General features: G+C 57.4%; 15 protein-coding genes. 9 read left to right on the plus strand and 6 right to left on the minus strand.

Translation table 11 applies throughout. From position 1 onward, the window contains the following. Window positions 1-40: 40 nt before the first annotated feature. On the minus strand, window positions 41-619 hold the full coding sequence (locus tag JNO48_12675; protein ID QTE68027.1) for a GNAT family N-acetyltransferase: 579 nt from the start codon (window positions 617-619) through the stop codon (window positions 41-43). A gap of 229 nt (window positions 620-848) precedes the next feature. Here JNO48_12675 and JNO48_12680 point away from each other — a divergent pair, with 229 nt between their 5' ends. After that, complete coding sequence (locus tag JNO48_12680) at window positions 849-1,577, plus strand: DUF134 domain-containing protein (protein QTE68028.1); 729 nt, start codon at window positions 849-851, stop codon at window positions 1,575-1,577. 111 nt (window positions 1,578-1,688) lie between these two features. Here the strand turns inward: JNO48_12680 and JNO48_12685 are convergent, their stop codons facing one another. From JNO48_12685 to JNO48_12700, 4 genes are all read right to left on the minus strand, one after another. Beyond that, window positions 1,689-2,507 (minus strand): YhfC family intramembrane metalloprotease, encoded by an 819-nt coding sequence (locus JNO48_12685; protein QTE68029.1) that lies wholly within the window; start codon window positions 2,505-2,507, stop codon window positions 1,689-1,691. Further along, window positions 2,504-3,229 (minus strand): MerR family transcriptional regulator, encoded by a 726-nt coding sequence (locus JNO48_12690; GenBank protein QTE68030.1) that lies wholly within the window; start codon window positions 3,227-3,229, stop codon window positions 2,504-2,506. Before JNO48_12690 ends, JNO48_12685 begins: the two co-directional genes overlap by 4 nt. 218 nt (window positions 3,230-3,447) lie before the next feature. Beyond that, on the minus strand, window positions 3,448-5,160 hold the full coding sequence (locus tag JNO48_12695) for an RNA polymerase sigma factor (protein ID QTE68031.1): 1,713 nt from the start codon (window positions 5,158-5,160) through the stop codon (window positions 3,448-3,450). A gap of 213 nt (window positions 5,161-5,373) precedes the next feature. Continuing rightward, window positions 5,374-5,919: a helix-turn-helix transcriptional regulator gene (locus JNO48_12700; GenBank protein ID QTE68032.1), complete on the minus strand. Its 546-nt coding sequence runs from the start codon at window positions 5,917-5,919 to the stop codon at window positions 5,374-5,376. A 241-nt stretch (window positions 5,920-6,160) separates the two neighbouring features. On the opposite strand from JNO48_12700, the gene JNO48_12705 reads away from it, so the two are divergent. The 7 genes from JNO48_12705 (at window position 6,161) to JNO48_12735 (ending at window position 14,898) form a co-directional block, all read left to right on the plus strand. Beyond that, window positions 6,161-7,027 (plus strand): phosphotransferase, encoded by an 867-nt coding sequence (locus JNO48_12705; protein ID QTE68033.1) that lies wholly within the window; start codon window positions 6,161-6,163, stop codon window positions 7,025-7,027. A 503-nt stretch (window positions 7,028-7,530) separates the two neighbouring features. Further along, complete coding sequence (locus tag JNO48_12710; protein QTE68034.1) at window positions 7,531-8,622, plus strand: helix-turn-helix transcriptional regulator; 1,092 nt, start codon at window positions 7,531-7,533, stop codon at window positions 8,620-8,622. A 54-nt stretch (window positions 8,623-8,676) separates the two neighbouring features. Next, window positions 8,677-10,014 (plus strand): TldD/PmbA family protein, encoded by a 1,338-nt coding sequence (locus JNO48_12715; GenBank protein ID QTE68035.1) that lies wholly within the window; start codon window positions 8,677-8,679, stop codon window positions 10,012-10,014. Between the two features lie 10 nt (window positions 10,015-10,024). After that, a complete protein-coding gene (locus tag JNO48_12720; GenBank protein QTE68036.1) occupies window positions 10,025-11,242 on the plus strand; it encodes a hypothetical protein in 1,218 nt (405 codons plus the stop codon). A gap of 124 nt (window positions 11,243-11,366) precedes the next feature. Then, the gene (locus tag JNO48_12725; protein ID QTE68037.1) at window positions 11,367-12,332 is read left to right on the plus strand and encodes a hypothetical protein; all 966 of its coding nucleotides are present in this window, start codon (window positions 11,367-11,369) and stop codon (window positions 12,330-12,332) included. Between the two features lie 23 nt (window positions 12,333-12,355). Then, complete coding sequence (locus JNO48_12730) at window positions 12,356-13,495, plus strand: aldo/keto reductase (protein QTE68038.1); 1,140 nt, start codon at window positions 12,356-12,358, stop codon at window positions 13,493-13,495. A 188-nt stretch (window positions 13,496-13,683) separates the two neighbouring features. Continuing rightward, window positions 13,684-14,898 (plus strand): glycoside hydrolase family 18 protein, encoded by a 1,215-nt coding sequence (locus JNO48_12735; protein QTE68039.1) that lies wholly within the window; start codon window positions 13,684-13,686, stop codon window positions 14,896-14,898. A 65-nt stretch (window positions 14,899-14,963) separates the two neighbouring features. On the opposite strand, the gene JNO48_12740 is transcribed toward JNO48_12735, so the two are convergent. Further along, window positions 14,964-16,010 (minus strand): helix-turn-helix domain-containing protein, encoded by a 1,047-nt coding sequence (locus JNO48_12740; protein ID QTE68040.1) that lies wholly within the window; start codon window positions 16,008-16,010, stop codon window positions 14,964-14,966. A gap of 244 nt (window positions 16,011-16,254) precedes the next feature. On the opposite strand from JNO48_12740, the gene JNO48_12745 reads away from it, so the two are divergent. Further along, complete coding sequence (locus tag JNO48_12745) at window positions 16,255-17,742, plus strand: sugar ABC transporter ATP-binding protein (GenBank protein QTE68041.1); 1,488 nt, start codon at window positions 16,255-16,257, stop codon at window positions 17,740-17,742. The last annotated feature ends 9 nt before the right edge of the window (window positions 17,743-17,751 follow it).

Genomic DNA, 17,751 nt, shown 5'->3' on the forward strand with positions numbered 1-17,751 from the left:
CTTTTCGTTAGCGTCCTCCCGGCCTGTGCCGGTTCCATATTCAGGACTTTTCCATCAGAATTGAATCATACGCTTTTCCACTGACCGTATATGCGCCTTTTTCTCTCCGGATCTCAACAAACCCCAGCTTTTTGGCACAGCCGAGCATCCGGGCATTTCCGCTCCATGTTTCAAGCAGGAAGCGATGCTCGCCGAGTTGCCGGTAATAATCCATAAAAGCGGTAAGCGACTTCCCGCCGATGCCCCGGCCCCGGCAGTCCGCTTCGCAGATTTCAATGCCGAGTGCCCGGACGGAATGGCTTTCGGCTGCATTTTTACGCGGGTCAATCAGCTCCCAGGGCGTGGCCTGGAAGTGATCATCCAGCAGATAAGAGGACACGAACCCGACATGCCGGCCGTTCACTTCGATCTCAAGGCGCCAGCGGATGGCGTCATCGCTCATGCCGGATATGATCTCCGTCATATCCCGGCGAAGCGTATCCGGGTCTGCCGGTTCCATGGTCATCCACGGCGTATCCTCATAGAACCAGGAAGTATCCACAGTTGTCCAGCGGATTTCGTCTTCGATATCGGATACCTGGTAATCCCGTAAAGTGATTCCGTCGCATTCAATCTTCATACTTTTCTACCCGCAGTATAACTGATCTCCGGAACCATCCGGGAAAAGGGTATTCTATCCGGAGAGGCAGGGGACCGTCCCCCGTCTCCTTTGGTTGGAATGGTTGATTAATACTATAACATATTCCGGCCAAAGATACAGCAGATATGCTGTTTTCAAATATAGTTATTGACATATGTCGAATATGATGTAAAATAGTTTCTGACAAATGTCAGAAAGGGGAGAAAATATGCCGAGACCTGTCAGATGCCGGAGAATTGAGCGGCTGCCGGTCTACCGCAGCTTCTCACCTGACGATATCACAGCCGCTGAAAGTGTGCGGATGACGGTGGACGAATTCGAAGCCTTACGCCTCCTGGATGACGAAGGACTCACGCAGGAAGCCTGCGCGGTCCGGATGAACATTGCCCGGACCACCGTGACCGCGATCTACGACAGCGCAAGGAAAAAGGTCGCGGATGCCCTGGTTCACGGGAAACAGCTGCTGATCACAGGCGGCTGCTGTGAATTCACGCCGGTCGAAATGAAACAGTCCATTATGGAGAAAGGAAGCAATACAATGAGAATCGCGGTTACTTACGAGAACGGGGAGATCTTCCAGCATTTCGGACATTCAGAGCAGTTCAAGCTCTATGATATGGAGAACGGAAAGATCACCGGGGAACAGGTGGTCGATACAAACGGAAGCGGACACGGCGCGCTGGCGGGATTCCTGCAGGCGGCCAAAGTGGACGCGCTGATCTGCGGCGGTATCGGGATGGGCGCCCAGATGGCCCTGGTGGATGCCGGAATCAGACTCTATGCCGGCGTACAGGGATCCGCGGATGCAGCGGCACAGGCCCTTGCTTCCGGAACGCTGGAATATGATCCGGATGCCCGGTGCGATCATCACGGAGAGCACCATGACGGCGGCTGCGGACATGATCACTGCGCGGATCATCACTGCCACGGGAACTGATGAACAAATTCCAGCATAATATGGCTTTAAACCAGGGAAGCGCCTGTCCTTTGACAGGCGCTTTGCTCATTAAAAAAGAAAACCGGGAAATGTTCCCGGTCTCCTTCGGACTTATGCTTCCATTTTCCGGTAAAGCTTCACAGCGATGAAACCGATGATGACGGCCCAGATGACACCCCATACCTCAACCGGCCACATCGGCAGGACGCCCCGCTGGTACAGTGCCGGGAAGGTATCCACCAGCATATGCAGGACGATGGCCAGGGGAAGGTAAGCCTTCCTTGCGCCTATGACACCGTAATATACGATCACCGTGAGTCCGATATGGACGGCCATCGCAAACAGGCGCTCCAGGACGTTCAGGGCCATTGTGCCGAAATCGAACGCGGCGGCCATCTGAACGGTGGGAAGTGCAGAAGCGGCTGTCTCCTCCGTGATTTTCAGGGTGCTGAGTGCGTTTTCCGTATTCCCGGAGGAGAACAGGACGGCAGATACCAGGGAGAGGATCATCGACGGCAGGAGCACCGCCAGGACTTCGATTCCGCCGTGGCCGATGCCGTACAGGACCGCGTTTTCACGGGTGCGGTTCTTCTTCAGAATATACTTCAGGATGATGTGCCGCCCGCACTCCTCGAAAACACCGGCCATGAGGGTTCCGTACAGGACATAGGCGACGGTGTTCCCGTTGATGAACCGGGAAACCGGGTTATCTGCTATGATGCAGAGATAATGGACACCCAGCTCCAGCACGCGGGCGGAAACGATAAACCCGACGGCACCGGTGATGAGCCAGAGGATCTTTGTCTGCGGTTTATGCTTCCTGCGCCAGCAGAGGAAGAACAGAACGGGGATTGCGATCATCAGGATCACCGTGAGAGCCAGGGACGGGATGGCAGCCGGGCCGATGACGATGTTCTCAAACTCCGTCATTTCCCGTCACCTCCCCAGGTTTCCACGCAGAATCCCTTGTGGCCGCATTTCACACAGGTCAGCTTCCGGGTTTTCGGGGTATGGTTCGCAAAGAAAGCTTCCTTAAACGTTGGCCGGAACACCTCGTGGCACTGGGGGCAGATATAGGCGGTATGGCGGAAATAATAACGGGACCAGAGAACACCCCAGGGAATGGCAGCCAGGGCCCAGATAACGAAGGGCCACCAGATCCCTTTGAAAATCCACAGCAGGATGGATGCGATCTGCAGGAGACTCAGGGGGAGTCCTGTCAGGAGCATATTCCGGTGCATTGCACTCATTTTCTTTTGGCCTTCCATGATGGTGGCTATGTCACCGATGGTTTCGACGGAGAATGATGAAGCGCTTTCGACCCATTTCTTCAGTTCTTCCAGCCGGTTCAGCTTTTCACGGCGCTCCGAGATCTCTTCCCGGAGCACCTGCTCCTGCTGCACCAGCAGGATGGAAATGGTGCTTTCCGGGTCATCTTCCTTCATCAGCTGGCCGATGGTGTCCAGGCTCAGTCCTGTGTCCCGCAGGAAACAGATGATTTTCATCTTCTTCAGGTCGTCCTCGGAATACAGCCTCCGGCCTCCCTCACTCAGCGCGCTCGGGATCAGGATGCCTTTCTGGTCGTAGAACTGGACGGTGCGGACGGTGACGCCGCAGGCCTTCGCCATTTCTCCGGTTGTGTACTGTGACACAGCTTTCCACCTCCTTTCGGGCCATAAATTAGCACATGACGTTACGTAACAAGCAATACCTGACGCAGGGGGATTTTATATTTTTTCGGTATTTTTGCCGAAAAAAGCAGTCTGAGCGGAATTCCATGATCATTTTTGGACGAAAAAGTTATACCAAAGGAAGCGCCTGCCGTCAATCACGGCAGGCGCAGGGGAAATCACAGGGGATGAACCGAACGTCACTCTTCGGCAATCACCATCAGTACGGGCGGTACGGGTTGGTCAACGCCCTTCAGGAACCGGCCCCGGCTCCTGGCTTCCAGGATCAGGACAGTGGGGAAGAAGCTGCATGAGAACATACAGCGGAGGAAACCGGGCACATCATCCTGCAGATGATTCGGAACATGGACGGGATTCCGGAACATTCCGGCAAACTCACTGCGGAACGCTGCTAACAGCTTTTCCGCGTATTCATTGGTCAGGCTGAAGAACGCATTCCGGTTTTCCTCGCTCACGACGGGGATCATCAGCCTGAGTTTCCCATCGGAAGAGCGCTCCAGGAAATCCAGGTCCAGGAAGACATCCACATTCTCAAGCATCCTTCCGGGAATGGCGGAAAGCAAGCTCTCATCGTCGCGGTAAACAGCGTACAGGAGTTTCATCACAAATTCTCCACTCTCAGGGGAATTCACCGCAATCTGGTAAACCCTGTGGGCCTTGCCCAGGACCCGGTTGTCCACGTCATAATCATGCAGCCCGACTGTCCGGGCGCCCGGAAGGCGCTGCTCCAGGTACCGGCTGGCCTCGCCACTGATGTCATACAGGGTATAGGGGCAGCGGTCAAAATCATAATCCGCGGGATACCGGTTGCCCATGGCATACCATTTGCCGCCGTTCTTCCGGTCCGGGTACTCCTGGAGGGACAGATGGCCGGCAATTTCGTCCCGTGCCTTCAGCACAGACATATAGACGGATCGGAGTACGAAATACCCTTCCAGCTTCAGGCGGGCGGAAGCGTTCTGCCTCAGGTAATACGCCGTGCCGCGCAGGGCGGCCAGGCCTTCCTCCATGTACCGCCAGATGCCGTCAAAAAGCCTCGCTGCCAGTTGCTTCTGGAGTTCTAGGCCGGCAATGCGGTCCTCTTCCGTGTAGATGATGAAATCCGTGTAGACCTTGTCTCCGGTCCGCTTCATCAGCTCTCCGTCCACCAGCCGTTCCACGATGGGTTCAATATAGGTCGTGGAGATGCCGACTGCGTCCGCCAGTTCGGGCAGCGTGACCGGTTTTTCATAGGCCAGAATCAGGAGATTCATGGCGATTTTATCGTCTTTAACCAGGGTATAGGGCTCATCATTGAATCCGGGAATCCCGGTGTTTGCCATGAACAGGGTTTCCGGTTCATAGCTCTGCTTTTCATACTTTTCCATCGTTAATTCCTTTCTCAGCTTGTCCCTGCCAAGACGAAGGCGGCTCTTGACGGTGTTCCCGGGAATGGCCAGCTTTTCCGCGATCTCACTGATACTCTCGCTGCGGAAATAATGCCGGATCAGCACCTCCCGGTACTGCTTTGTCATGCGCGCGATCAGGCGGCGGAGGTCCTCCTCTTCCGTCAGCACGGTTCCGTCTGCGGCGTCAGGCTTAACTGCCTGCGGTGTGCCGGAGATGTTCGCGGCGCTTTCCTCAACGGTCTCAGCGCAGGTCAGGTCATAGCTCATCCCGTAGAAAACCAGGGGCTTCCGGTATTTGCCGCGCAGCATGTCATAATACCGTCTGTTCAATACCGTGACGAGCCAGTTTCGGGCGTTGTCAATCCTCTTTCCGTTCCGGACGGCCAGAAGGCCTTCCAGGAGTGTGGACTGGACCAGGTCCTGCGCGTCATCCCAGGAATCACATTTGCCGGCCGCCACGCCCAGCAGGTAATCCGCATGTTCCATCAATTCTTCCGTTTGCATCCGAGGCACCCCTTGCAGGTTATCTTTGAAGCTTCACCTGATAGTCGCAGGAATATGCACCAGGTTCACTGCTGCTACTCTTTTTTTTTATATCATACCATATAGGCAGCGTTTCAGCAGATTTGTTTTCCGGAAATGAAAAGCGGCGGGGAAGAATCCCCGCCGCCTGTGCTGAAATACCTATCTGTTTGTTTCGAACGGAATGAGGAACTTTTACTCCTCAATCCGCGTGCTTAACAGACTGCGTCTGCATTTGACGCTGTACTGCAGCTCATAGGAAGCTTCGCCCGCGTCCAGCGCGTTCTGGATCGCTTTGATCTCCTCCGTGACATCCTCCAGGTTCCGGTACCAGGCCAGGAATGTGTTCTGCACGCCGCCCCAGGGCGAAGTGTCATTCCCGTCGGCCGCGAACAGCGCGAATTTGGGACTTCTTTCGCCGCCCCGGAACTGCTGGGAACGGACGACCCTGGTAGTGTCCAGGATCACGCCCTCATGCGGGGAAACAATCCGGATGGAGCGGGGAGAACCGCTCGTTTCAATATTTTCGGAAACGGGTTTCGCGGGCTCATTTCCCAGCAGGCTGTCCAGCGAGACGTTCAGCTTTTGGGAAAGAATCAGCAGCTTGTCGACTTCCGGGTAGCCTTCCCCGAGCTCCCACTTCGATACGGCCTGCCGGCTGACGCTGAGCAGCTCCGCCAGGCCTTCCTGGGACATATGGTTCTTCTTACGAATGTTTTGCAGGTTTTCTCCAAAGTTCATGAGTTCACCCTCCTTTCAAGGGGGAGGATACCGTTTTTACGGCTCGCCCACCACCAACCTCAGTTTGCGATTCCGCAACCTGAGGTTGCAAAATGGGATTTGGGATATAATTCTATCATATTGCCGGGAATCCTGCCCGGAGGTGGGAAGGTATTCTCCTGTCGGCCGTTTGGTCTTGCCATGCCGGGGTTTTCCCGGTAATATAGACGGCAGGATATATTCTATATGTGAGGTAACAGGAATGGAAAACGGACTGGATTCCGCCCTTTTCCGGGAGGAACTGGAGTATTACGGACTGACCGGGGACGGCGCAGGCCTGATCCGGGAAAAGGACGGAGTGATTGTGGCCCGGGTGCCGTGGAAGAACGGCACGGCGGTGCTGAAATGCTTTGAGGATGAGGATTTCCGGAGGGAGATCCGGAATTATGATATCCTGCGCGGCTGCGGCATCCCGACCATTGAAGTGCTGGGGCAGAGTGAACGGTCCATCCTGCTGGAGGATATTGACGCTTCGGACACATGGCGGCTGGGCCGGGAAGAGGATTTCGAAAACCCGGAAGTGATCCGGGCGATCGCGAAGTGGTATAAAACCCTGCACACGAACGGCATGGAGTATGTGCGGCAGCACGGGGCCGGGATGTATGAGGAATGGGATTCGTTTACCCGGGAGAATATTGAGGCAATCCGGGAGAAATTCAGCCTGCAGGATTCGGAAGGGCTGAAAGCCCTTGCGGATCATTACGCGGAGCTTCGGAAGCGGATGGATGCCGCGCCCCGGACGCTGACGTACAATGACTTCTACTATACCAATATGGTGGTGCGGAAGGACCACACAGCGGCCATGATGTTCGACTACAACCTGCTGGGCAAGGGAAACTGCATTACCGATCTCCGGAATGTGACTTACTGGTTCAGCGAGGAGAACAAACGGGAATTCTTCTCCGTATACGGAAAGCCGGATAAGGAGCTTGAACTCCTGGACCGGATCACTTCTCCGGTGATTACCCTTTGTTCCGCCATGAAGCGGGATATCTTCCCGGACTGGGCGGAGGAAGCGGTGAATGAACTGGCCGGGCTTCCGAAGCTTATTGCGGAACTGAATATGTGATGAAAGTCTTGCTATGGTAAGCGCTCCAACCCGGGGAATTCCGTTCCGGGACACGGCTCGCGCCTGTATTCCACACGCAGCAGATGCTAAGCTCTGTCTTCGCCTTCGGCTCGCCAATCGCTAAGCACTGGCGTGTTCCATAACGTCCCGTAACGAAACACCCCGGGCTTTCGCTTCCTGCTAAGTACAAGCAACCGAAAGGATTGACATCTGATTCGAATGCGGTTTTTGCTGAACCGGAAAGATAAGTGTGCTTATTTCTTCCGATCCGGTCTGTATTGCGGATGAAAAACGGATATGATAGAGGCATAAGCAGGAACAGAATGTAAATCTCCGGATTCAACGAACGGTTGAAAAAATACTTGACAGATTATACCAATCAGGTGTTCAATCGGAGATGGGAGCTGCATATAATATCCGTGTACGGAGGTGATACGGATGGAACATGCAATCCCGATGAAACATGAGATCAGGACCGGACGAAAGACCGCAGGGGGAAACGTATGGAAAACAACCTGGCTGAGAATATCCGCAGCTTCCGGAAGAGTATGGGATTCACTCAGGAGCAGCTTGCGGAACGGCTCGGCATCACGCTGGCAGCGGTTTCCAAGTGGGAACGCGGAACCTCTGAGCCGGACCTTGCGTACATCATGGACCTCGCCGAGATCTTCCACGTATCTGTGGATGCGCTGATCGGCTTTTCCATGCACAGCGGTGACGCAGACACGGAGGCGGAACGGCTTGAGGGAATGACGGGAGAGGATATCAGCCGGATCATCAGCGAATATGAGACGGCGCTGAAAAAGTTCCCCAATCATTTCCGGATTGTGCTGGGAGCCGCCGAGAGCTATGCCCAAGCCGGCATCATGTACCGGCAGGACGACAAACTGAAAAGGGCGCTGGAGCTGTTCCCGCATGCCCTGGACCTGTTTTCCCAGAACCGGGACGAAGAGATTACCGAGGTGGGGATCCGCAACGATATCGCCCAGTGCTACGGCGCCCTGAAGGATTACAAAAAGGCAATTGAGCAATATAAGCGGGACAACATTGCCGGGATCAACAACGCGAAGATCGGCATTATGTACACGGTGTACGAGAGAAAGCCCGAGGAGGGAATCCTGTACACGACCAAGGCTTTCTTCAGCGACTTCAAAGATATGGTCTCCGCAATCGGCGGGTATATGGCCTACTACGGCCAGACGAAGAAGTATGACGAGGGACTCCGGACCACGGAATGGGCTATCCGGCTCATGGAAAGCATGAAGAAATACCCGGACCGGAAGAGCTTCCTGGATAAGGTTCTCTGCCTGTACCACCTGGACCTGGCCATGATGCAGGACGGCTGTGGAATGACCGAAGCATCGGAGGAAAGCCTGCGCCGGGCCGCAGAAATGGCCGTGGCGTTTGACCGGGATCCGGATTATACGCTGGAGAACATGATCCTCCTGGACCACATGAAGCAGAAAAGCGTGTACGATGATGCGGGCGCAACCGCCGTGGAAGGGCTGCTCAACGCCCTGGAGGAATGCGCCACATCCATCTCCCGGGAGTTCTGGGAGAAGGCAGAACACATCATCAAAGCGGCCGGGCAGTAAGCCCGGGCGCTTTTCCCGGATTCGGGAAACATATATGAAAGGAGAAAACACAAGATGATCCAGTTCAGAAGCGGTTTTTACGCCGACGTCCGGGTGGAGGACCGGAGCCGGACCGTGATTTCCTACAAGGCAGGCGCCCTGGAGGAAATGCGGAACCGCAGGGAAAAGCAGGCCTTCCTGCGCGTCTATGACGGGAAGCTCTGGTACTACGCCTCCACAACGGACACCGACCGCCTGCAGAAAACGCTGGACGGCCTGTATGCCGCTGCGACGGAAAATCCGGCGATCCTGGAGGACCCGGTGGTGAAGCGCTTTGAGAAGAACCAGGACAAGGTGTACACCTTCGCGGATTGCTCCGTGCGGGATATTCCGCTGGCCGAAAAGCAGAAGCTGCTGCTCGGCTACCTGCCGGTGCTGACGGAGGATTCCTGCGTGGTGCTGCCGACGGGAACATACCTGGACCGGAACAGCCAGTTCCACTTCCTGTCCAGCCTGGGCGCGGACATCGAATACGATTACCAGACCTGCGGCCTGTCCTTCGGCTTCAGCATGGCGGAAGGGGAGAAGCAGTTCCAGGGCTCCTGGCAGAAGGGCGGTACGCGCTTTGACGAAATGACCGGCATCGAAGGGGAACTCCGGGAATCCGTGAAGGAGCAGGCGAATTTCCTGCGCAATTCCGTGCCGGCGGAGCCCGGGAAGTATCCCGTCGTCCTGTCGCCGATGGCCGCGGGCGTGTTTGCCCATGAGTCCTTCGGCCACAAGTCCGAATCGGACTTCATGATCTCCGACGAGACCATGAAGGAGGAATGGCAGCTGGGCAAGACGGTGGGTTCGCCGATCCTGTCCATTGCCGAATACGGCAATATTGTCGGTTCCGGCTTTGTGCCCTATGACGACGAGGGCACGAAGGCCCGGCAGAACTACCTGATCAAAAACGGCGTGCTGGCGGGACGGCTGCACAGCGCCATGACCGCCGCCGTGCTGGATGAGGGACTGACCGGCAACGCGCGGGCCATCGACTGCACCTTTGAGCCGATCGTCCGCATGACCACCACGTATATCGAGGGCGGTGACCTGGACTTCGACCAGCTGATCGCCCCGATTGAAAAGGGGTATTTCATCAAGACCATCAACCACGGAAGCGGCATGAGCACCTTCACCATCGCACCGAGCGTTTCCTACGAGATCGTGAACGGGAAGCTCGGACGGCCGGTGCAGATCAGCGTGATCACGGGCTCCGTGTTTGAAACCCTCGGCCTGATCGATGGGCTGACGAAGGATGTGGAGCTGCTGTCCTTTGTGACCGGCGGCTGCGGCAAGATGGAGCAGAGCGGACTTCCGGTCGGCTTCGGCGGCCCGTATGTGCGGGTCTCCTCCATGAACGTACAGTGAGGGCAGAAAGATGGAAAAAGAGTATATTATTGAGAAACAGCACAGCATTACGCTGAATGTGACCGCGGGGCAGATTGACAGCTACCGCGAACTGGAAAAGACCACCGGCACCGTGCGCGTATATGAGAACGGGTGCATCGGCGTGGCCGGGTGCCTGGGAGAGCCGGACGAGGAGGCGCTGACCGCGCAGGCGAAGGAAGCGCTGGCCTTCGGCATCCAGTATCCGTGCAGCCTGGAAGGCGAAGCGGAGATCATCGAAGACCACGACAAGGAAATCATTCCGGCGGCGGAACTGATTCCCGTGATGACGGACTTCCTGAAGCGCCTGGGCGAGCAGTGCCCGAAGATGGCGCTGACCAACAAGATCAGCCTGGTGCACGGGAAAACGGAATACCGCAACAGCCTGGGACGGCACCTGGTGAGCTCCGGCGCGAACCTTTCCATTGCGCTGGTCGGGCAGAACCGCGGATCCGGCAACCTGATGGACATGTTTTTCGCCTGGCAGGGTGATGACTTCGACGCGGACAAGATCCTGGCGGAGTTCAAGAGCGAGTATGACGCGTTCTATATCCCGGCGGACATCGAGTCCGGCCGCTGGCCCGTGGTGGCAATGCCCATGGACCTGTACGGAAGGTTCCTGCAGCATTTTATCGGCGACCTGTACGCGGCCGGCGCGTCACTGCTGAGCGGCAAGCTGGGCGAAAAGGTTTTCAGCGACAAGCTGACCTTCTGCGACGACATGAACCCGGACTCCTCCTTCGAAAGCTGCTTCTTTGACGCAGAGGGCTGCGCGGCGAAGGATTACCGGCCGGTGGTCATCGAAAACGGCGTGCTGAAGGCGCTGATCACCACGAAGAAGACCGCGGAACAGTACGGGCTGCCGAATTCCGGCACTGCGAACGCGCCTTATGACGGCGTTCCGTCTCTCGGATTCCATGGCCCCTGGCTGGCGAAGACCGCCGGGAGCCTGAAAGAACTGGTGCCCGGCAAGGCAGTCCTGATGATGGTCGCCTCCGGCGGCGATGCCACGCCCGACGGCCATTTCGCGACGCCCGTGCAGCTGGCTTACCTGCTGGAGGACGGAAAGCTGGTGGGCCGCCTGCCGGAAATCAGCGTTGGCGGGAACTTCTTTGACATGCTGGGCAAGGACTACATCGGCACAGCAATCGACTGGCCCTTCAAGAAGGTCCAGCTGTGTGCCGTGACAATGGACGTGACAAAGAACTGACGTGAAAAACCCAACAAGGCACCTGCTTCGGCAGGTGCCTTTTATCAAATGTTTCCTTACATATGCTCTTTCGGGCTGTTATAATATGACAGAAGAAAAACCCAAAAAACGGAGGACCGGAGATATGAAGAAACTGACGGCATTCCTGGCGGCGCTGGTGCTGTGCGCGGCGGTCCTGCCCGCGTTTGCGGCGGACGCGGTATCCTCGGCAACGCTGAACATCACGGAGCTGCCGGAGATCCGGGAGAACCCGGATGCAAAGATCCTGGTGATTTATTTCTCCACGGATGATACGGTGAAGGCGGCGGCCCGGACCATTGCGGACGCCCTGGACGCGGACGTGTTCGAGGCGGTTCCGGAGATCCCGTACAGCGAGGCGGACCTGGCTTACTACACCAACTGCCGCGCGGACAAGGAACAGGCGGACAGCTCCGCCCGCCCGGCAATCTCCGCCTGGCCAGAGTCCATGGAGCAGTACAGCACGGTGTTCATCGGTTATCCGATCTGGCACGGGCAGGCGCCGAAGATCCTGTACACCCTGGTCGAGGGGATTGACCTGGGGGGCAAAACCGTGATTCCGTTCTGCACCTCGGCTTCCAGCGGGGCGGGCTCCAGCGCGAAGAACCTGCAGGCGGTTTCCGCCGGGGAGACTGAATGGCTGGACGTGACGCGGATCAGTAACGGGAGTACGGCGGAGGATATCCGGGCATGGGCCCTGTCGCTGGGCCTGGAAGGGGAGAAAACGATGAAGATGACGATCGGCAGCACGCCGGTGGAAGTGAAATGGGAGGACAACGATTCCGTGGCGGCCCTGAAGGAGCTGGCGGCCGGCGGGCTGGAAATCCGGATGTCCATGTACGGCGGCTTTGAGCAGGTGGGACCGATCGGCAGCCACCTGCCCAGCAGCGACGTGCAGACCGTGACGGATTCCGGCGATATCGTGCTGTATGCAAGCAGCCAGCTGGTGGTGTTCTACGGCAGCAATTCCTGGGCGTATACGCGCCTCGGGCATATTACCGATAAAACACCGGAAGAGATGAAATCCCTGCTGGGTAACGGCGACGTGACGATTACCCTGTTCATGGACTGAACGACCCTGAAAGGAGAAATACCATGATTTACCGTGAATTCCAGGATATTCAGCTTTCCAATCTGGGTATGGGCGCGATGCGCCTGCCCGTGATCGGCGGCGACGACAGCCGGGTGGACGAGGAAGCCGTCTGCCGCATGGTGGACAAGGCCATGGCCGGCGGCGTCAATTACTACGACACCGCGTGGGGCTACCATGACGGCCATTCCGAAACCGCACTGGGGAAGGCCCTGGCCCGGTATCCCCGGGAGAAGTTTTTCCTGGCGGACAAATTCCCGGGATATGACCTGCACAACATGGGGAAGGCGGAAAAGATCTTTGAGGAGCAGCTGCGCCGGTGCGGGGTGGAATACTTCGATTTCTACCTGTTCCACAACGTGTGCGAGATGAACATCGATGCCTACCTGAACGATGAAAAATATGGAACCTATACTTATCTGATTTCCCAGAAGCGCAGCGGCCGCATCCGGCACCTGGGCTTCTCCGCCCACGGCAGCATGGAAGTGATCCGGCGGTTCCTGGAGGCTTACGGGAAGGACATGGAATTCTGCCAGCTGCAGCTGAACTGGCTGGACTGGGATTTCCAGGACGCGAAGGCAAAGGTGGCGCTGCTGAAGGAGTGGAACATCCCCGTGTGGGTGATGGAACCGCTGCGCGGCGGCAAACTGGCCCGGCTTCCGGAGGAGGACGCCGCGCGGCTGCGCGCCCTGCGGCCGGACGAAGGTATCCCGGCCTGGTCCTTCCGCTTCCTGCAGGGCATTCCGGAGGTGAAGGTGATCCTTTCCGGCATGTCCGACGAGGCGCAGATGGAGGACAACCTGCACACCTTTGAAACGGACAAACCGCTGAATGACGCGGAGAAGGAAACGCTGCTGTCCCTGGCGGCGGACATGACCCGCCGCACCGCGCTGCCGTGCACCGCCTGCCGCTACTGCACCACGCACTGCCCGAAGGGACTGAATATCCCGTGGCTGCTGGAACTGTACAACGAGCACAAGTTCACCGGCAGCAGCGGTTTCATCGCCCCGATGGCTCTGACGTCCCTGCCGGCGGAGAAGAAGCCTTCCGCCTGCATCGGCTGCCGGAGCTGCGAGAAGGTCTGCCCGCAGCAGATCAAAATCTCCGAAGCCATGAAGGAACTGAGCGCCAAAGCGACCTGGTAAGCCAAACAGCCGAACCGGCAGGAGCATCTTCTCCTGCCGGTTTATAGAAAGGGCCCTGCAAAAAGCATTCCCGGGTCAACAGCACAATCCCCGGCAACAACATCCCAATGGGAGTCAATTACGAGCCGTTTTCACTGTGATAGAATAAGCCCAACCGGAGAAAACTACAAAAAATGGAGGGCTTCACAATGAAAAGGGTAATCTCTGTATTCCTGACCGCTGTACTGGCCTGCGCGCTGCTCCTGGGCGGCGCAGCTGCCGAAACGACCAAGGAGGAACCCGGCGTGACCGTTTACTTCCCGAACTGGAACATCTATTCCGATGCCCGGTGCGACGTGCGCAGCCTGCCGTGGGAGAGGCTGGACTGCGTAAACCACGCCTTCTGGGAAGTGGTTCCCGTGGAGGGCGGCTTCGCAGTGGCTTCCACCGACCCCTGGGCGGATACCGATGAGTACAACGCCAATGGGCACTTCGCCCAGTACGCGGAGTGCGCGGAAAAGTATCCGGACACAAAGATCCTGATCTCCATCGGCGGATGGACGGATTCCGGCCATTTCTCCGAGATGGCGCTGACGGCGGAAAGCCGCGGGACCTTCATCAAAAGCTGTATTGATACGCTGGACCAGTACCCTTTCCTGGGCGGCCTGGACATCGACTGGGAGTATCCCGGCGTGGAACGGGAGCCCGAGGACGAGAACGACGAGGGCAACCCCGTGGTGGGCGACGACCGGACCAACTACACACTGCTGCTGAAGGAAATCCGCGAAGCGCTGGACGAGCACTTCGGACAGGGAACGAAAATCCTGACCGTGTGCGCGGGCGCATCCGTGGGCTGGTCCCTGAGCCATCAGGACTATGCCGCCCTGCATCCCTATGTGGACCGGATCAACCTGATGACCTATGACATGGCCGGCTCCTGGGAGGAGAACACGGGCCACCACACCGCGCTGTACGGCGAGGTTTCCGCGGACACGGCGGTGAAGTACCTGCTGGAGCAGGGTGTCCCGGACGAAAAGATTGCTATCGGCTCCCCGCTGTACAGCCACGGCTGGAAGCTGAAGGAAGCGGCGGAAAACCCGGTAGGCGCGGAAGCGGAAGCGATCGGCGACATGGAATGGCATGACCTGGCTGCCATCGAGGCAGCTGCCGCCGAAGAAGGCACGCCCGGATGGCACAAGGGCTATGACGCGGAGAAGCAGGCGGCCTGGCTGTACAATGACGATCCGGCTTCCCCGAACTACCTGGACTTCATTACCTATGACAGCGCCGAATCCCTGCAGGCCAAGCTGGACTACATCAACGAGAACAGGCTGGGCGGCCTGATCGTATGGCAGGTGCACGGCGACAGCATCGACAATGACTGGCCGATGATCACCGAAATGCACAGGGGACTGCACCCGTAAGACCAAACCGTATCCGCATAAAAAGCACCCCGCCGGGGTGCTTTTTGCGTGGAAAAAAAACGGATTCAGGACCGGCGGTATTTCCGGCGGTATTCATTGGGAGTGATCCCGTTCTGCCGGCGAAACGCGCGGATGAACTGGTCGCTGCCTTCATAGCCGATCTGGATGGCAATGTCCAGGATGCTGACGGAGGTGTCCCGCAGCAGCTGTTTGGCGTTTTCCAGGCGGATGCTGGTGAGCAGCTGCATGAAGGTCTGCCCGGTGGTCCGGCGGATCATGCGCGAAGCGTGTTCAGGGGAATAATGGAAATCCTGCGCCAGGCTGGCCAGCGTGACATCTGCGGCGTGATCCTGGATATACCGCGCGATGCGGATGGCCGCGTCCGAATCCTCCGGCTGGTGGGCGGGAAGCTCGCAGTCGGACATGTACCGGCGCAGGAGCAGGACGAAAATCTTGGTGACAACGGCGTTGATGAGCTCGTTGTAATAGGCTTCCTGCGCAAAGGTCTCGCTGCACAGTTCAACAAAGGCATAGTGGAGGTCCATGTCCTCCCGGGTATGGAACAGCAGGTAGTCAATGCCGGGTTTGCTGAGCAGCGTGCTCATGAAGAAATTGGAAAGGAGATTATCGCCCCGCAGGATGCTGTAGAAATACTGGCGGAAAGTGGAGCGGCGGATCAGCACGTCGATGATCACGCTCTCATCGTTCACATCCAGGGAATGGGTGACCTTGGGCTGGATAAAGCAAAGGTCGCCGGTGTGCAGGAGAGAACGGTTTTCGCCGACCTGGTGGATGCACCGGCCTTCCAGGACAAAGAACATCTCGAAAAAGTTGTGGTGGTGCGGAATGGCAGGCGTGTAGCAGTTGTGCTTGAACACATGGATGCCTTCCCGCCAGTCCGGCGCGAAAAACCAGTCCTCCAGGTATTCGGGCGGGATGGTATCCTTCCATTCCGGTACCAGGAGCTTTTCCCGGTGCACCCGGTCCCTGTCAAGCCCGGCAAGGTATTCCTCAAAGCCGATGGGCGACGCCTTGGCCAGCCGGTAATTCCGGTAAAATACTTCGCTTTCGTTCAGGGTGTGCAGGCGGTTCATCAGCTGCTTTTCATCCATCGGGAGGCCTCCTTTTGCTGCGGATCACGACACAGGATAAAGCCCGCGGACGATTTTGTCAATCATCAATGCAGGAATTAACACGTACCGGACATTCAGATCGGAATCTGGCCGGATATGACAAATCAAATGCACAAAAAATCAAATATTATCGATCAAATATGTCATAATTGATCGAATTTTGGCAGATGCAGCATGCTATAATGCAGTCAGAAAAGGAAATGTTCACAGATGGGGTGACAGCATGGAACCGATTTTAACCGTTCGCGGAATGGACAAGAGCTTCGGCGCGACTGTTGCGCTGCGACAGGTGGACCTGGACGTATATCCCGGTGAAATCCGCGGGCTGATCGGGGAGAACGGGAGCGGAAAGTCCACGCTGACGTCCATTATCGCGGGGATCCAGAAGGCGGATGCCGGGCAGATGGAATTCCACGGAAAGCCCTGGCAGCCGGCCTCCATGATCGACGCCCTGGAGCACGGAATCGGCATGATCGTGCAGGAAACCGGCACAATTCCGGGTATTACCGTGGCGGAAAACCTGTTCCTGGGGGAAAGCGGACGATTCCGGAACCGGCTGGGGCTGGTAAGCCGCCGGGCCATGGAAGCGGAAAGCCGGAAAGCGCTCGACGTGATCCATGCCGACCATATCAATCCGGGCATGCCGGCCGGAATGCTGGACCTGCAGGAACGCAAGCTGGTGGAAGTAGCCCGGGTTATGGTGAAGAAGCCGGAAATCCTGGTGGTGGACGAAACCACGACCGCGCTTTCCCAGAAAGGCCGCGAGCTGCTGTACCGGCTGATGGACAGCCTGAAAAAGGAAGGCCGGGCGGTGATTTTCATCTCCCATGACCTGGACGAGATCAAGCAGGTCTGCGATACGCTGACCGTGCTGCGGGACGGCCGGATTATCATCCACTTCACCCGGGAAACCTATGACGATGACGCCATCAAAACCAGCATGATCGGCCGGGAAATGCAGGGCGACTATTACCGGGCGGACAATGAACCTTCCTGGCAGGAAACGGTGCTGCTGAAGGCGGACCGCCTGAACGGAAGCGGCCTGAAGGACATTTCCCTGGAGGTCCGGGCCGGTGAAATCCTCGGAGTCGGGGGACTCAGCGAATGCGGCATGCATACGCTGGGGAAGGCACTGTTCGGCAGCGCGATGCTGACCGGCGGAACCGTGGAAACAGAAGGAAAGGCCTTCAGCGACCCGAAACAGGCGACACGGCTCGGAATCGGCTACGTATCCAAGGAGCGGGATACCGAATCCCTCTGCCAGCAGGCTTCTATCCGGGACAATATCGCGATCGGGGGCCTCCGGCATATCCGGAAAGGAAAGCTGGTCCTGAAGAAGCGCGAAACGGCTTATGTGCAGAAGCAGGTCGATGCCCTGAGCATCAAGTGCCGCCATATGGAACAGCCGGTGAGCGCCATGAGCGGCGGCAACAAGCAGAAGGTGGTATTCGGGAAGTGGCTGGGCGCGGGAAGCAAGGTCCTGATCCTGGACTGTCCCACCCGCGGCGTGGATATCGGCGTGAAACAGAGCATGTACCAGCTGATTACGCAGATGAAGCGGGAAGGCAAGGCCATCGTGATCATCAGCGAGGAAATGGCGGAGCTGATCGGCATGTGCGACCGGCTGCTGGTGATGAAGGACGGGGCGGTGCAGAAGGAATTCCTGCGCGGGCAGATGAACGAGGCGGACATCATCCGCTGGATGATTTGAGGAGGCGGC

It is taken from the genome of Clostridiales bacterium, from assembly GCA_017569285.1.
Classification (GTDB): domain Bacteria; phylum Bacillota; class Clostridia; order Christensenellales; family Aristaeellaceae; genus Aristaeella.

Excerpts from the sequence above, each read along its gene's own strand:
- JNO48_12710 (QTE68034.1), top strand. The coding sequence starts at position 7,531 with ATGGAAAACAACCTGGCTGAGAATATCCGCAGCTTCCGGAAGAGTATG.
- JNO48_12685 (QTE68029.1), bottom strand. The coding sequence starts at position 2,507 with ATGACGGAGTTTGAGAACATCGTCATCGGCCCGGCTGCCATCCCGTCC.
- JNO48_12740 (QTE68040.1), bottom strand. The coding sequence starts at position 16,010 with ATGGATGAAAAGCAGCTGATGAACCGCCTGCACACCCTGAACGAAAGC.
- JNO48_12745 (QTE68041.1), top strand. The coding sequence starts at position 16,255 with ATGGAACCGATTTTAACCGTTCGCGGAATGGACAAGAGCTTCGGCGCG.
- JNO48_12725 (QTE68037.1), top strand. The coding sequence starts at position 11,367 with ATGAAGAAACTGACGGCATTCCTGGCGGCGCTGGTGCTGTGCGCGGCG.
- JNO48_12735 (QTE68039.1), top strand. The coding sequence starts at position 13,684 with ATGAAAAGGGTAATCTCTGTATTCCTGACCGCTGTACTGGCCTGCGCG.
- JNO48_12700 (QTE68032.1), bottom strand. The coding sequence starts at position 5,919 with ATGAACTTTGGAGAAAACCTGCAAAACATTCGTAAGAAGAACCATATG.
- JNO48_12720 (QTE68036.1), top strand. The coding sequence starts at position 10,025 with ATGGAAAAAGAGTATATTATTGAGAAACAGCACAGCATTACGCTGAAT.
- JNO48_12680 (QTE68028.1), top strand. The coding sequence starts at position 849 with ATGCCGAGACCTGTCAGATGCCGGAGAATTGAGCGGCTGCCGGTCTAC.
- JNO48_12730 (QTE68038.1), top strand. The coding sequence starts at position 12,356 with ATGATTTACCGTGAATTCCAGGATATTCAGCTTTCCAATCTGGGTATG.
- JNO48_12705 (QTE68033.1), top strand. The coding sequence starts at position 6,161 with ATGGAAAACGGACTGGATTCCGCCCTTTTCCGGGAGGAACTGGAGTAT.
- JNO48_12695 (QTE68031.1), bottom strand. The coding sequence starts at position 5,160 with ATGCAAACGGAAGAATTGATGGAACATGCGGATTACCTGCTGGGCGTG.
- JNO48_12675 (QTE68027.1), bottom strand. The coding sequence starts at position 619 with ATGAAGATTGAATGCGACGGAATCACTTTACGGGATTACCAGGTATCC.
- JNO48_12715 (QTE68035.1), top strand. The coding sequence starts at position 8,677 with ATGATCCAGTTCAGAAGCGGTTTTTACGCCGACGTCCGGGTGGAGGAC.